The 14,314-nt window shown below is 70.8% G+C and carries 15 protein-coding genes; 6 read left to right on the forward strand and 9 right to left on the reverse strand.

Going from position 1 to position 14,314, the window contains the following annotated elements; translation table 11 throughout:
* Positions 1–148: 148 nt before the first annotated feature.
* From RM423_RS04195 to RM423_RS04205, 3 genes are read left to right on the forward strand one after another with little or no spacing between them, the layout of a single operon-like run.
* Positions 149–985 (forward strand): patatin-like phospholipase family protein, encoded by an 837-nt coding sequence (locus tag RM423_RS04195; protein ID WP_311421745.1) that lies wholly within the window; start codon positions 149–151, stop codon positions 983–985.
* 36 nt (positions 986–1,021) lie between these two features.
* Complete coding sequence (locus RM423_RS04200; protein WP_311421746.1) at positions 1,022–1,501, forward strand: hypothetical protein; 480 nt, start codon at positions 1,022–1,024, stop codon at positions 1,499–1,501.
* Positions 1,502–1,537: 36 nt separating this feature from the next.
* Positions 1,538–1,867 carry a hypothetical protein gene (locus tag RM423_RS04205; RefSeq protein WP_311421747.1) on the forward strand — a complete coding sequence of 110 codons (330 nt, stop codon included), beginning with the start codon at positions 1,538–1,540 and terminating at the stop codon, positions 1,865–1,867.
* On the opposite strand, the gene RM423_RS04210 is transcribed toward RM423_RS04205, so the two are convergent.
* Positions 1,864–2,949 (reverse strand): LacI family DNA-binding transcriptional regulator, encoded by a 1,086-nt coding sequence (locus RM423_RS04210; RefSeq protein ID WP_311421748.1) that lies wholly within the window; start codon positions 2,947–2,949, stop codon positions 1,864–1,866. The two genes, RM423_RS04205 and RM423_RS04210, sit on opposite strands and share 4 nt — an antisense overlap.
* Positions 2,950–3,045: 96 nt before the next feature.
* Here RM423_RS04210 and RM423_RS04215 point away from each other — a divergent pair, with 96 nt between their 5' ends.
* The 3 genes from RM423_RS04215 (at position 3,046) to RM423_RS04225 (ending at position 5,471) form a co-directional block, all read left to right on the forward strand.
* Positions 3,046–3,960 carry a TIM barrel protein gene (locus tag RM423_RS04215; RefSeq protein ID WP_311421749.1) on the forward strand — a complete coding sequence of 305 codons (915 nt, stop codon included), beginning with the start codon at positions 3,046–3,048 and terminating at the stop codon, positions 3,958–3,960.
* Positions 3,957–5,189 carry a Gfo/Idh/MocA family protein gene (locus tag RM423_RS04220; protein ID WP_311421750.1) on the forward strand — a complete coding sequence of 411 codons (1,233 nt, stop codon included), beginning with the start codon at positions 3,957–3,959 and terminating at the stop codon, positions 5,187–5,189. Before RM423_RS04215 ends, RM423_RS04220 begins: the two co-directional genes overlap by 4 nt.
* Before the next feature lie 114 nt (positions 5,190–5,303).
* Positions 5,304–5,471, forward strand: a complete 168-nt coding sequence (locus RM423_RS04225) for a hypothetical protein (protein ID WP_311421751.1) — start codon at positions 5,304–5,306, stop codon at positions 5,469–5,471.
* Between the two features lie 6 nt (positions 5,472–5,477).
* On the opposite strand, the gene iolD is transcribed toward RM423_RS04225, so the two are convergent.
* Genes iolD through RM423_RS04265 form a run of 8 tightly spaced genes read right to left on the reverse strand, consistent with a single transcriptional unit; the run spans position 5,478 to position 14,311 of the window.
* On the reverse strand, positions 5,478–7,367 hold the full coding sequence (iolD, locus tag RM423_RS04230) for a 3D-(3,5/4)-trihydroxycyclohexane-1,2-dione acylhydrolase (decyclizing) (RefSeq protein WP_311421752.1): 1,890 nt from the start codon (positions 7,365–7,367) through the stop codon (positions 5,478–5,480).
* On the reverse strand, positions 7,364–8,323 hold the full coding sequence (gene iolB / locus RM423_RS04235) for a 5-deoxy-glucuronate isomerase (RefSeq protein ID WP_311421753.1): 960 nt from the start codon (positions 8,321–8,323) through the stop codon (positions 7,364–7,366). Before iolB ends, iolD begins: the two co-directional genes overlap by 4 nt.
* Complete coding sequence (locus RM423_RS04240) at positions 8,320–9,252, reverse strand: Cgl0159 family (beta/alpha)8-fold protein (protein ID WP_311421754.1); 933 nt, start codon at positions 9,250–9,252, stop codon at positions 8,320–8,322. Before RM423_RS04240 ends, iolB begins: the two co-directional genes overlap by 4 nt.
* On the reverse strand, positions 9,252–10,250 hold the full coding sequence (gene iolC, locus RM423_RS04245) for a 5-dehydro-2-deoxygluconokinase (RefSeq protein ID WP_311421755.1): 999 nt from the start codon (positions 10,248–10,250) through the stop codon (positions 9,252–9,254). Before iolC ends, RM423_RS04240 begins: the two co-directional genes overlap by 1 nt.
* The gene (locus tag RM423_RS04250) at positions 10,247–11,311 is read right to left on the reverse strand and encodes a Gfo/Idh/MocA family protein (RefSeq protein WP_311421756.1); all 1,065 of its coding nucleotides are present in this window, start codon (positions 11,309–11,311) and stop codon (positions 10,247–10,249) included. Before RM423_RS04250 ends, iolC begins: the two co-directional genes overlap by 4 nt.
* Positions 11,312–11,324: 13 nt before the next feature.
* A complete protein-coding gene (locus RM423_RS04255; RefSeq protein ID WP_311421757.1) occupies positions 11,325–12,257 on the reverse strand; it encodes an ATP-binding cassette domain-containing protein in 933 nt (310 codons plus the stop codon).
* Between the two features lie 6 nt (positions 12,258–12,263).
* Complete coding sequence (locus RM423_RS04260) at positions 12,264–13,328, reverse strand: ABC transporter permease (RefSeq protein ID WP_311421758.1); 1,065 nt, start codon at positions 13,326–13,328, stop codon at positions 12,264–12,266.
* Positions 13,325–14,311: a substrate-binding domain-containing protein gene (locus RM423_RS04265; protein WP_311421759.1), complete on the reverse strand. Its 987-nt coding sequence runs from the start codon at positions 14,309–14,311 to the stop codon at positions 13,325–13,327. Before RM423_RS04265 ends, RM423_RS04260 begins: the two co-directional genes overlap by 4 nt.
* Positions 14,312–14,314 lie beyond the last annotated feature (3 nt).

Genomic DNA, 14,314 nt, shown 5'->3' on the forward strand with positions numbered 1-14,314 from the left:
ACGTCCTACTGGTCCATGAGCGACCCTACCGAGGCAGGGGCAGCTCCGCCGACCGCGCACGCCGGCGCCGGTGGTCGGCGGCGCCGAGGCGTGACCGCTAGCCTCCTCCCATGATCGGTATCCGAGCGCCCAAGATCGGTACCCGAACATGAGCGAGCAGGCCGGTGTCGCTTTTGTCCTCGGCGGCGGCGGCATCCTGGGCTCCACCCAGGTCGGCATGCTGCGGGCGCTGATCGAGCGAGGCATCCGTCCGGATCTGATCGTCGGTACCAGCGTCGGCGCTCTCAACGGAGCCCTGATCGCCGCGGAGCCGTCGCTGGCCGCGGTCCACCGGCTCAGCACGGTGTGGACCTCGCTGTCGGAGTCCGGCGTCTTCTCCAGCTCGGTGTTCTCGCAGGCGGCACGGCTGGCCAGGCACCGCACGCACCTGCACTCGGCCGAGCCGTTGCGCGCGCTGCTGGACCAGCACCTTCCGGTACGCCTGATCGAGGAGCTGCCGGTGGCCTTCCAGACGGTGGCCGCCAGCATCGAGCGGGCCTCGGCGCACTGGTTCACCGCCGGCTCGATCACGGACGCGGTGCTGGCCTCTTGCGCCGTGCCCGGCCTGCTGCCGCCTGCCGCGGTCGGCCACGAGCACTTTCTGGACGGCGGGCTGGTCGACTCGATCCCCGTCGGCCGGGCGGTGGCGATGGGCATGCGCGAGGTGTACGTGCTGCACGTCGGGCGGATCGAGCAGCCACTCACTCCGCCGCGCTGGCCGTGGCAGGTGGGACTCGTCGCCTTCGAGATCGCCCGCCGGCACCGCTTCGTCGAGGATCTCGCGAGTGTGCCGGACGGCATCCGGGTGCACCTGCTGCCGAGCGGCGCCCCGGACACGCCCGGGGTCTCGGTCCGCTACCGCAACACCAGCCGGGTTCTCGGGCGGATCGAACGCGCCCACCAGGCCAGCGGGAACTACCTCGATGGCGTCGAGCAGCACCGGTGAACGCGCCGGGTACCACCGCGGCTGATCCGGCGCGCGGTGATCGACCCGCTCTGGCCGGTGATTGTCCTGACCTGCACCGCCCTGTTCGGAGCCGTGCTGCTGCTCGCGCTGCTGGTGGCGCCGCTGTCCTCGCGTCGAAGGGTGCTCAGGCTCAGCGCGCTCGCCATCTGCTATCTGTGGATCGACCTGGCCTTGGTGGCGGGATGTTGGACGCTGTGGCTCCGCCAGCCGACGCCTCGCCGCGACGAGGACCGCTGGCGCCGGCGGCACGCGGCGCTGCTGGGGTGGGCGCTGCGGCTGCTGCTCACCCTGGCCAGGCTCTTTCTGGGGTACGAGGTGCACACCGTCGAGGAAGTCGTGGCGCCCGGCGATGCCCCGCTGATCGTGCTCGCCCGCCACGCCGGCCCCGGCGACTCGGTCACGCTCGTGCAGCTGCTGGTGGCGGCGTACCGGCGCAGCCGAAGGTGGTGCTCAAGAAGGCGTTGCAGTGGGACCCGGGACTGGATCTGGTGCTGACCCGGCTGGCCTGCTACTTCCTGCCCTCGCCCACGGGTGCGGGCCGGGCACTACCACCGGGCCCGCAGGGCGCGTGAGCTCAGCCACGTGCTGCCGCCCCGGCCCGGCGGCGCGCTGGCGTGCCTGGCCGCGTGCCCCGACGCCGATGTCCTGGTCATCGCGCACTGCGGGCTGGACACCCTGGTCAGCCCGTCCGACATCTGGCGGGCGCTGCCGCTGAGCGGCCGTCCGATGCGGATCGCACCGTGGCTGTACCCGGCGGCCGAGGTGCCGCGCGCGGAGGACTCGGCTCTGCGGTGGCTGGAGGAGCAGTGGACCAAGGTCGACGAGTGGGTGGACGGGGCACGGGTTGACATCAGCGCCTAGCCGGGTTGCCGCACCGCCGCTGTGGTGGCGCGGACGACCAGTCGGGGCGGCACCAGCACCTCACGCTTCAGCTCAGAAGTTGCCCGCCGACCGTCCGGCTGCCGGTCCAGCCGTTCGATCAGCCGCTCGACCGCCACCGCGGCCAGCCGCCGGCCGTCCTGGCTCACCGTCGTCAGCCGCAGGTAGGACAGCCGGGCTACCTTGCTGTCGTCGTAGCCCACCACCGAGACGTCGCCCGGCACGGTGACCCCGAGCCGGACGAACATGTCCAGCAGCCCGACCGCGCAGGCGTCGTTGTAGGTGATGACCGCTGTCGGCAGGCCGCCGTCGACCAGCTCGCGCGCGGCCGCCGCACCGGCCTCCTCGTCCCCGCCGCCCCGCACGATGGTCGCGGTGCCGGCCAGGCCGTGCCGCCGCATAGCCGAGGTGAAGCCGGTGCGCCGCTCGACGGCACCGGGCGCCCGGCCACCGTCGACATGGGTGATCCGCCGGTGCCCGAGGCTCACCAGGTGATCCACGGCAAGGCCGAGCCCGACCGCGGCAGGCACCCGGACGACGTCGGCGGCGCGCGACCGCGCGGACTGCCCCACCACGACCACCGGCAGCCGTTCGGTCAGCGCCAGCAGCGAGGCGACCGGTACCAGCGGCCCGACCAGCACCGCGGCCTCGCACCGGTAGTCGAGCAGGGTCTCGACCGCCTGCTGCGCCGTACGGCTGGCGGTCACGGCGCTGAGCACGACCTGGTAACCGCTGGCTTCCGCCGCCTGGTAGATGCCCGCGGCCACGTCGGAGTGAAACGGGTTGTCCAGCCCCAGGGTGACACCGATCAGCTTGCTGCGCCCGGCGGCGAGGAGCCGCGCGCGGCCGTCCGGGCGGTAGCCGAGCTGGTCGGCGACCTCGAGCACCCGCTGGCGGGTGGTCTCGCTGGCACCGGGCACGCCGCGAATGACGATGGATACCAGGGCTCGCGAGAAGCCTGCCCGGTCGGCGACGTCCTGCAGGGTGGGCGGCCGGCTCGCGGGAACGGCGGGTTCGCTGTGCTCGCTCGTCACGGCATCCGTTTCGTTGACAGCTGTGGGCACCAGCCATGATACTGGAACGATGCACTAGAGCGCTCTAGTGCCGTCTCTACTACATCAGCGCCGTTGCTGGTTACCGCTGAGAAGGAGCGAGCCCCCATGCCGAAGCTGCCCGTGCGGACCCGGATCGCCGGTGCCCCGATCTCGTGGGGCGTCTGCGAAGCCCCCGGTTGGGGCCACGAGATGCCCGCCTCCCGAGTGCTGTCCGAGATGGCCTCGGTCGGCCTGCGGGCCACCGAACTCGGCCCGGCCGGCTACCTCGGCAGCACACCGGCCGCGGTGCGAGCCCGGCTGGCCGAGCACGACCTGCGGCTCGTCGGCGGATTCGTGCCCGTCCCGTTGCACGTGGACGAGGCGGTGGACCTGTCCGAGGCAACCGACGCCATCGCCATCCTCGCCGCGGCCGGCGCCGAAGTGGTGGTGCTGGCGGCCCGGTCGCCGGACGGTAGCTACGACCACAAGGTGCCGGTGACCGACCGGCAATGGCCGATCCTGCTGGCCAACCTGGACCGGCTCCGCGCGATCGCGGCCGACTTCGGATTGACCACCACGCTGCATCCGCATGTCGGCACCGCCATCGAGAGCCGCGTGTCGGTGCTGCGGCTGCTCCAGGACAGTGACGTCCAGCTGTGCCTGGACACCGGCCACCTGCTGATCGGCGGCACCGAACCCCTCGACCTCGTCGAGCGATTCACCGACCGGGTGTCGCACGTCCACCTCAAGGACGTTCGGGCCGGCGTGGCCGGGACGGTCGCCGCGGGAAACACCGCCTACCAGGACGCTGTGCGGGCGGGTCTGTACGCGCCGCTGGGCGAGGGGGACGTCGACATCGCGGGCATCGTCGCCGCGTTGGAGGCAGCGGGCTACCAGGGCTGGTACGTCATGGAACAGGACACCGCGTTCGACCGCGAGCCCGCTGACGGCACGGGACCCATCTCGGACGTGCGGCGCAGTGTCGCGTTCTTGCTGTCCGTAGCGGGCAAAGCGCCGGGCGTATCAGCGGCCGGTCGATGAGCAGCCGGCCGTTCGGCGTCGCCGTTCTCGGTTTCGGCTGGATGGGGCACGCGCACAGCCGCGCGTACGCCCGGGTGCGCCAGCACTTTCCGGACCTGGGGCTGACCCCGCGCCTGGTGCTGGTCGCCGAGCCGGACAGCGGGCGTGGTGAGGATGCCCGCGAGCGCTACGGCTTCGCCGACTGGACGCCCGACTGGCGGCAGGTGCTGGCCGATGACCGGGTCGAGGCGGTGAGCGTGACCGCGCCGAACTTCCTGCACCGCGAGATCGCGGTGGCGGTCGCGGCGGCCGGCAAGCACCTGTGGATCGAGAAGCCGGTGGGCCTCAGCGCCGAGGACGCCCAGGCGGTGGCCGAGGCGGTCCGGAGAAACCGCGTGCAGACCTCGGTCGGCTTCAACTACCGCAACGCGCCGGCCGTCGCACACGCGCGCGAGCTGATCGCGACCGGTCAGCTCGGTAAGGTCACCGATGCGGCGTTCCGGCTGCTCAGCGACTACGCGGCGCACCCACTCGGCGCGCTGTCCTGGCGGTTCGAACGCGCCCAGGGCGGAGCCGGCGTGCTCGGTGACCTCGTCTCCCACGGGGTCGACCTGGTGCGGCACCTGCTCGGCGACATCGACACCCTGGTCGCCGACACCGCGACCTTCATTGCCGAGCGGCCACGCCCGGACGGGCTCGCCAGTCACTTCGCCGTCGCCGAGTCCGGCGTGCTGGGGCCGGTCGAGAACGAGGACTACCTGAGCTGCCTGCTGCGGTTGCGCGGCGGGGCGCGGGCCAGCCTGCGCGCCAGCCGGGTCGCCGTCGGTGAGCAGAACAATTACGGCTTCGAGATCCACGGCACCCGCGGCAGCGTGTCCTGGGACTTCCGGCGAATGGGCGAACTAGCCGTGTGCGTCGGTGGAAACTACGCCAACCAGCCGTCGTCCACGCTGTACGTCGGTCCGGCGCACGGCGACTTCGGGGCCTTCCAGCCCGGAGCCGGCGTGGCAATGGGCTACGACGACCTGAAGGTTATCGAAGCGGCCGGCTTCCTGCGGGCAATCGCTGGCTCCGGTGTAGCGCCCGGTGGCGGCGGGACGTCGGAATCGCGGTCCTCGCATGCCACGATCGAGGATGCGGTGCAGAGTGCTCTCGCGCTGGAGGCGATGGTCCGCTCGCAGCACACCGGCCAGTGGGAGGCCGTGACGGACACCCCCTCGATCGGCCGCGGCACCGCCGGACCGGCGTGAGGCAGCGCCCTGCCGGCGTGAGGCAGCCCACCGGCCCGCACCGAAACACCGGCTCCGCTCCCGGTGTTGGAACGACTGACGGCCGATGAATGGCGACGATTCCAAGGAGAAAACGTGGCGTCCCCACTGCGCAGAACCGATGCGCTCAGCCAGCTCAGCGATGATTACAGCTACCGAGTGAACCTGCTGCTCGACGAGGGCCGGGAGGATCTGGCCCGCGAGCTGGCCGAGCAGTACGAGCGCGAGGGCCTGGCCCTGCTGGTCACCGAAGGCGCCCGCTAGGCACTCTCACGAACTCCACCGGAGCTGGGCAGTCTTGGACTCCCGCATGGCCGGGTAGCCGGCCAGCCCGGCGGGAACCCCGACCTCCCACCACGCGCCCGACTCCGTCCACTCGGACGGACTCGTGCGGCAGACGAGCACGGCCGGGCGCTCCTCGGTTGTGGCCAGCTCCCTGGCCCGGGCATAGCCGGCGCGCAACTCGGCCGCCCCGGACCCCGCCGGAACATCGACGACCGCGCAGCCCAGCGCGGCGGCGTGCGCGGCGAAGTCGACCCGGACGCCATCCGGACCGGAGCCCGGCCCGGCGCAGTCGGTGAGCAGGTTGTTGAACCCTTCCGCACCCTGGCCGGTCTGCAACCGGTGGATCACGGCGTACCCGCCGTTGTCGCACACCACGGCCACGAAACGGTGCCCGGCGAACGCCGCTGAGTACAGCTCCGAGTTCAGCATCAGGTACGAGCCGTCACCGAGCAGCGCCGTGACGATCCCCTGTGGATCACTGTGCGAACGCGCGATCGCGGCGCCCCACGGTCCGGCGATCTCGTATCCCATGCAAGAGAAGCCATATTCGAGATCCATGGTGGCCACGCCGGTCGCACGCCAGCCGCCGTTGAGCTCGCCGGGGATGCCGCCGGAGGAGCCGAGCACGTAGTCCGCCGCGGTGCTGGCATCGTTGACCACACCCACCACCTGTGCGTACGTCAGCTGGCCTGGCGCCGTGCCGGCACGCAGGGTGTCGATATGGGCGTCCCAGGCGGCCCGGACGGTCGCCGCGCATGCCGTCCACTCGGGCGCCGCAGCCCAGCCGGCCAGTTCGTGATCCAGCTCGCGCAAGGTTACCCCGGCGTCGCCCACCACCGCGTGCGCCGCGTGTTTCACCGCGTCGAAGCGAGCCGCGTTGATCGAGATCAGCCTGACGCTTGCGGAGAAAACGCTCCACGATGAGGTGGTGAAGTCCTGCAGCCTGGTTCCGACCGCCAGCACCACGTCGGCGTCGGCGGCGAGCGCGTTCGCCGACGCCGATCTGATGGTGCCCAGGCCACCGGCGTTGAGCGGGTGCGGGTCGGGCATCAGGGTGCGACCCGCCGCGGTCTCGGCCACCGGAACGCCGTGGCGCTCGGCGAAGGCCAGCAGTTGCGCCGCCGCTCCCGAGTACCGGACGCCGCCGCCGGCGACCAGCAGTGGGCGCTCGGCCGCTCGTAGCAGCCGTGCGGCCGCGGCCAGGTCCTCGACGTCCGGACGGGGACGTGGAACCCGGTGCAGCCGAGGCGCGAACATGGCCGCCGGAAAGTCGAACTCCTCAGCCTGGACATCCTGCGGCAGCGCCAGCACCACCGGCCCGGCATCGGCCGGGTCGGTCAGCACCCTGGCGACCTGCGGCAAGGTCGCCAGCAGCTGCTCGGGGCGGGTGATCCGATCGAAGTAGCGGGCGACGGGGCGGAACGCGTCGTTCACCGTGCTGGTCGGGTCGCCGTAGTGCTCGACCTGCTGCAGCACCGGATCGGGGGCACGCCCGACGAAGGTGTCCCCCGGCAACAGCAGCACCGGTAGCCGGTTGGCGTGGGCGACGCCGGCTGCGGTCACCATGTTCAACGCCCCTGGCCCGATGGACGAGGTCGCCGCCATCACCTGGCGCCGGGAGGTGGCCCGCGCGAAGGCCACCGCGGCCAGCGCCATCCCCTGCTCGGTCTGGCCACGCCAGGTGGGCAACTCGTCGCGGACCTCCCGCAGCGCCGTGCCGAGGCCCAGGACGTTGCCGTGCCCGAAAATCGCAAACACCCCACCGAACAGCGGCACTTCGGAACCGTCGAGCAGTTCCGAGCGCTGGGCGATCATCCAGCGCACCAGGGCCTGGGCGGTCATGAGCCGTACGGTCGGCGCGGCCTCGGACGTCATTCGTGAGCTCCCTGGGCTGGAATCGGTTGCCGCAGCAGCCCGTTCGCGGACGTGGCCGGGCAACGCGGGTCCACCGGCTGGCCGGCCCAGCTGTCGCGGACCCAGCCGTGCGCCGGATCGTCGCAGAACGCCATCGACCGCCCGGTGCCCGGACCGGCCAGGACGTTGAGGTAGTACATCGGGTAGCCGGGAGCGGCCACGCACGGGCCGTGGTAGCCGTGCGGCACCAGCACCACATCGCCGTCGCGCACCACCAGCCGCTCGTCGAGCGCCGCCAGGCCGGCCCGCTCGTGCTCGGGTCCGGTGTAGGTGTGATGCACGCCGAAACCCTGCCTGCTCGGGGTCACCTGGTCCGGCCCGGCGATCCGGTAGTAGTAGAGCTCCTCGTTTCCCACCTGGCACGGGTCGCTCGCATCGTGCTTGTGCGGCGGGTAACTCGACCAGTTGCCCGGCGGTGTCACCAGCTCGCAGCACATCAGCCGGTCGGCATGCTCCCACACCCCCGGCACCCCGAAGTTGGTCACCTGGCGCGAGGCCGGCCCGGCACCGCGCACCTCGACCGGCACGTCGGCGGCAGCGCCGTACGCGGGGCCGAGCCGGCGCTCGCAGCGAGCCGACGGAACCGCCACCGTCGCCGGCTCGGCACAGCTCAGAGTCAGGACGCTGTCGCGGCCGGCATAGGCGAAATCGCTGACGGCGGTGAACACCGAGGGCCGGCCGGTCAGCGTGAACCGGTCCTCGACACGGCCCTCGGAGTCGGCGATCTCCACCGTGAGCCCACCGGACAGCGGCAGGACGAACACCTCGGCGTCACCGGTCCGCAGGGTTACCGGGTCGGATGGCTCCAACGGGATGATCCGCAGCCCGGTGCGGTCCCAACCGGCTTGTTGTGGCGTGAGTTCCACCAGCATTCCCGGCGCCGTCGCTGTTCCGGCCGGACGGTGCAGGACACTCACACCGGTCCCCCATCGGCCGGCTGATCGCCGCGGGCCGCACGCAGCACCTGCGCTGCCGCGTCGACGGTGCCGGCCACGTCCCCGTCCGGTGGGTAGAGCACCGTGCGCCCGACCACCAGGCCGCGCACCGTGGGCTGGCGCAGCGTGTGCTCCCACGAGGCGACCTGGGCCGCGCGGTCCGCCGCCGCCACCCCGCCGAGGACCACACACGGCAGGGTGGTGGAGCCGTACACGATGGCGAGATCCTCGCACGCGGGCAGCTTCAGCCACGAGTACGCGCTGGTGGTTCCGAGCGCGGACGCCACCGTCACCGCCCGCGACAGTGACTGCGCGTCCGTCCTCAGCTGGAGCACGCCGTGCTCGTCGCGCCGGTACGGCAACGGCTCGATCATCGCCATCACCCGGTGGGCGGCCAGTTCGGTCACCGCTCGCGCGCACGATTGGATCGTGGCCGAGGTCCGCTCGTCCTGATCGTCGATGCGCAGCAGCATCTTGCCGCCTTCCAGGTTGCACGAAGCGATGCTGGCCGCGTCGTAACCGGTGAACCGGTCATCCATCGTCCAGATCGCGCCGTCCAGGCCACCGCGATTCATCGAGCCGATCACCACCTTGCCCTCGAGCGCGCCGAGCAGCAGCAGCTCCTCCACGACGTCGGGTGAGCCGAGCACGCCGTCGACGTCCGGATGGGCCAGCGCGGTGGCGAGCCGTTCCAGCAGCGAACGTCGGTTGCCCATCGCCAGCGGATCGCCGCCGGTGCCGAGCGCGCCCCGGGCCGGATGGTCCGCCGCGACGAGAAAGATCGAACCGCGGTCGTTCAACAGCCGGTGCGGTCGCTTGCGGGCGGCGTAGGCCTGCGCGATGGCCTCGGGATGCCGCGTCCTGGTCACCAGCAGCGCGCGCCACTGGTCCTCGGTCAGCTCGCCGGCCATCAGCCCACCTGCTCGGGGACCGGCCGGCGCTCGACCAGCGCGTGAAGCTCATCGACACCGGGCATGGCGTCGGCGCAGGCAAGCCGCGAGGCCACGATCGCCCCGGCCGCGTTGGCGTATTCGGCAATCGTCGTCGGGGCCCAGCCGGACAGCAGGCCATGTGCCAGCGCGGCCCCGAAGGCGTCACCGGCGCCCAGGCCGCAGACCACCTCGACACGCTGCGGGGCGACCGTGACCATGGACTCGGCCGTCGCCACCAGCACGCCCTCCGCGCCCTTCTTGACCAGGACAAGCTCGACGCCGAGGTCCAGCAGCCGGCGTGCGGCCTGCTCCGGGTCCCGGGTGCCCACCGCAACCTCGACCTCCTCCCGGTTGCCGACGGCGACCGTGGCGAACTCGAACATCCGCTCGTACTGCTGCCGTGCCTCGGCCGGGGACTTCCAGAACATCGGCCGCCAGTCGAGGTCGACCACGGTCCACCGCCCGGAACCGGCGTCCGGCCGGCCGCGGTGTTCCAGCATGGCCAGCTGGGTGCCGCGGGCCGGCTCGGCCGACACTCCGGTGCCGGTGACCCATAGCAGCGGCACCGCCGCGACCAGGTCCCAGGGCACATCTGCGCCGGTCAGCGTCAGGTCCGGGGCCGTGGGCAGCCGGTAGAAGAGCAGCGGTGGGTCCTCCGGCGGATCGAGGGCGCAGAACACAACTGGGGTGAGCAGTTCGGGCGCGGTGCCGACAAAGCTGTTGTCGACGCCGAATCCGGTCAGCGCCGAGCGCACATAGTTCCCGAACCCGTCCGGTCCGACCTTGGTCAGCACCGCGCTGCATCGCCCCAGGCGCGCGGCGCCGACGGCCACATTCGTCGCGGTACCGCCGAGCGACTTGGCAAACGTGCTCACCTGCTCCAGCGGCACGCCGGATTGCTGCGGATACAGGTCGACACCGACCCTGCCGACGGTCAGCAGCTCGATCGCGGTACCGGCGGACGGCGGCGTGGTCACGCCTGCACCGCGCCGTGCACCTTGGCGCCGTACAGCTCTGCGCCGTACAGCTCCGCGCCGTACAGCTCCGGGCGCGGCGGTAGCCGGACCGGCTCGGCACGCCCGCTGTCGAGCGCCGCCACGCCGGCCTGTGCGGCGGCCGTGGCGGCGTAACCGTCCCAGGTGCTGGCAAGGCAGGACACCGCACCGGCGGCAACGGAATCGATCCACTCCTGCAGCTCGCAGCGGTAGGCCTCGGCGAAGCGGGGACGCCAGTCCTCGGCAAGGCTGCGCGAGATCCCCGCGGCACCGCGGACCGCGGTGGCGGCCGGCGCGTCCAGGAAGACGGTTCCGTCCTCGCCCACCACCTCGCAGCGAACCTCGTAGCCGTAGCCGCAGTTGAGGAACACCTCGATGTCCACGAGCACCCCGGCGCTGGACTCCACCACCAGGAACAGCGGGTCCGCCGTCGGCGAGGACCGGCGGGAGGACCGCGGGCGGTGCACGGTGACTGTGGCGAGCTCGTCATCTAACAGCCAGCGGGCCGCGTCGAACTCGTGCACGGCCGAGCCCGTGATCAGCGACGCGGTCGGTTGACCGGCCGGCGCCGAGCGGTTGCGGTGCACGCAGTGCATCAACAGCGCGGTCCCGATGTCGCCACCGGCCAGTGCCTGCTTGAGTTGCCGGTGACCCGGATCGAACCGGCGCATGAAGCCGACGCTGACCAGCCGCCGCCCCGCTGCCACCTCGGCGGCGAGAATGCGCTCGCAGCCGGCGATGTCCGGGGCGAGCGGCTTCTCGCAGAGCACCGGCTTTCCGGCGGCGATCGCGGCCAGCGCAAAGCGCTCATGGGTCAAATCGGCCGAGGCGATCACGACCGCGTCGATGCCGGGATCGAAGATCAGCTCGATCGGGTCAGAAAAAACCCGGGCCGAGGGCATGCCTGCGACGGCCTGCCGGCATCGCTCGGTATCGACATCGAACGCACCGGTGACCACGACTCCGGACACCTGGCGCTCCAGCAACCGCGCATGCTCGGCGCCCATGATCCCCGTTCCGATCACTGCCGCGCGCACCGTCATGAACGCGACCCCTTCACTCGGGCGCCCCGGGGACGGCCGGCCGGCTGTCGGCCAGCATGGCTGAACCGACGCCGGACATCCGGTCTCCGTCAGAGCCCTCAGAGCCGTCTGGGCGCTGTAGCTCATGGGCCAGCTGCTGCAGCTCGGCGCCACCGGCCATCAGCCCGGTGAGCTCGGTGAGGCTGATCTCGGATTTGGCGAAGTCGCCCAGGCTTTTACCCCGTTTCAGTAACAGGAAACGGTCGCCGACCGGATAGGCGTGATGGGGGTTGTGGGTGATGAAGATGACGCCCAGGCCACGGTCGCGTGCCTGCACGATGTACTTCAACACCACACCCGCCTGCTTCACCCCGAGCGCCGACGTCGGCTCGTCCAGGATCAGCAGCCGGGCGCCGAAGTAGACGGCGCGCGCGATCGCCACCGACTGCCGCTCGCCGCCGGACAGGGTTCCCACCGGCTGGTCCGGATCGCGAATGTCGATGCCCATGTCGGAAAGCTCTTTGCGGGTGGTGGCTTTCGCCTTCTCGGCGTCGAAGCGCTTGAACGGGCCCCAGCCACGGGTCGGCTCGGAGCCGAGGAAGAAGTTGCGCCAGATCGCCATCAACGGAACCATCGCCAGGTCCTGGTACACCGTGGCGATACCCGCGTCGAGAGCATCCCGCGGCGAGCCGAGGCTGACCGGCTTGCCGTCCATCAGCAGCTCGCCGCTGTCGGGTTGGTGGACGCCTGCCAGCATCTTGATGAACGTCGACTTGCCGGCACCGTTGTCACCGAGCACGCAGGTCACCTGCCCCGCGCCGACCGTGGTCGAGATGTCGGACAGCGAGATCACGTTGCCGAACGTCTTGGTGACATTGCGGATCTCCAGCAACGGAGCAGCTGTGCCGGGCTGTGTGCTCGCCGGTTGGAGTCCGGAGTCGTGGTCCTCGAAGTGGATCTCACTCATCGCGCGTCACCTTCTGCTCTGCTCGGCGTAGCGCCGGACGACTTGATTGGACAGCACGGCCAGCAGCAGCATCGCGCCTACGAACAGCTTGAACCAGTCGGAGTTCCACCCTGCGTAGACGATCCCCTGCTGCCCTGCGTAGACGATCCCCTGCTGCGTCATGCCGAAGATCAGCGCGCCGACGGCGGCGCCGATGACGGACCCGTACCCGCCGGTCAGCAGACAGCCTCCGATCACCGCCGCCACGATGAAGATCAGCTCCTGCCCGATGCCGACCTGAGCCTGGATGGTGCCGAACCGGACGATCTGGGTGTTGCCCACGAACCACGCGAACGCCGAGGTCAGCATGAACAGCGCGATCGTGGTCCGCCCGGTCGGCACGCCGACGTTCTTGCTGGCATTGGTGTCGCCGCCGGTGGCGAAGATCCAGTTGCCGAAGCGCGTCTTGAGGAGCAGGTAGGACCCGAATGCGGTCAGCAACAGCCACCACAGGATCGCGATCTGGAAGTTGCTGCCGTGGATGGTCACCGTGCTGCCCAGCACGTCCTTGAGGCCGCGGTATCCCGGGACCAGATCGAGGTTCGATACCTGCACGGTGTTGGTCACCTGCTTGGTCACACCGAGGTTGATCCCCTGCAGCCCCAGGAACGTGCCGAGGGTGATGATGAAACTGGGCAGGCCCGTCCGGGTCACCAGATAGCCGTTGACGAAACCGATCCCGAGCATCAGCAGCAGCGATACGAACAACGACGCGTAGACGTTCAGGCCCCAGTAGGTGGTCATGATGCCGGTGGCGAGCCCCGAGGTACCGGTCTGCACGCCGGCGGACAGGTCGAAGTGACCGCCGATCATCAGCAGCGCCACCGGAACCGCCATCAGCCCCACGGTCGAGGCCGTGTCCAGCCAGTTCGCGATGCCGTTGGTCGAGCGGAAGACGTCGGACTGCAGCGCGAAGAACACGAAGACGACGATGGCGCCGATGAGCGAGCCGAACTCCGGTTTCACCAGCAGCTGGCGGAGCAAACCGACCCTGGCGACCCGCTCGTCCGGGGCGAGGACGGCGGTGGTCATCGGGTCCCTGCCGCCGTGAGCTTGAGAACGGCGGCCGCGTTGTCCTTGGTGACCAGGTTCGGTCCGGTCAGTACCGGCAGCCCGCCGCCGAGGACGTTCAGGTTCGACTTGTACAGCGTGAGCATCTGCACAGCCAGGTAACCCTGCAGGTAGGGCTGCTGGTCGACCGCGAAATCGATCTTGCCGTCCACCACGGCCTTCGCGACATCGGCGTTGAGGTCGAAGGTCGCCAGCTTCGCCGAGGAGTGCGTGCCACTGATAGCGGCCTCGGCCGTCGATGCGACCTGCGCTCCCAGGGTCACGATGCCCTGGATGGACTTGTCCTGTTGCAGCTTGGCCTCCAGAGTGGCCTGGGCCGCGGGCAGGTTGTTGTTGTCGACCTGCAGGTTGGTGACCGTTCCGCCGAGGGCCGCCTTCACCCCGGCGCAGCGGGTCTCCAGCGAGACATTGCCCGCCTCCTGGATCACGCACACCACGTTCTTGACGCCCTCGGCCTTGAGCTTGCCGCCGACCGCCTCGCCGGCCACCTGCTCGTCGGAGCCGATGTGCTCCAGCGCACCGTAGGACTTGGACTCCGCACCGCCGGCGTTGATGGTGATGACCGGAATGCCGGCCGCCACCGCCCGCTGGACCGCGGCCTTCAGCGCCTGCGGGTTGGCCATGGAGACGACCAGGCCGTCCGGCTTCTGGTTCACCGCGTTGTCGATCAGCCTGGCCTGGGCGGTGGGATCGCCTTCGCTCTGGTAGCTGACGGAATCTCCCATGTCCTTGCCGCCCTGGACCGCACCGGCCTTGACGATGCTCCAGAAGGCGTCACCGGCACCGCCGTGGGTGACCACCGCGATCTTGTAGCCGTAGCCACCGCTGCCGCCGCCGGCCTTGCTTGACACCCGGTTCACGGCGTTGCTGTCGCTGCAGGCCGACGTCGCGAGCACTGGGACGAGCACGGCGGCGAGCAGCCACCTCGCTCTTGCTGCGGTCATGGA

The sequence above is a fragment of the Jatrophihabitans lederbergiae genome, assembly GCF_031845305.1.
GTDB lineage: Bacteria > Actinomycetota > Actinomycetes > Mycobacteriales > Jatrophihabitantaceae > Jatrophihabitans_A > Jatrophihabitans_A lederbergiae.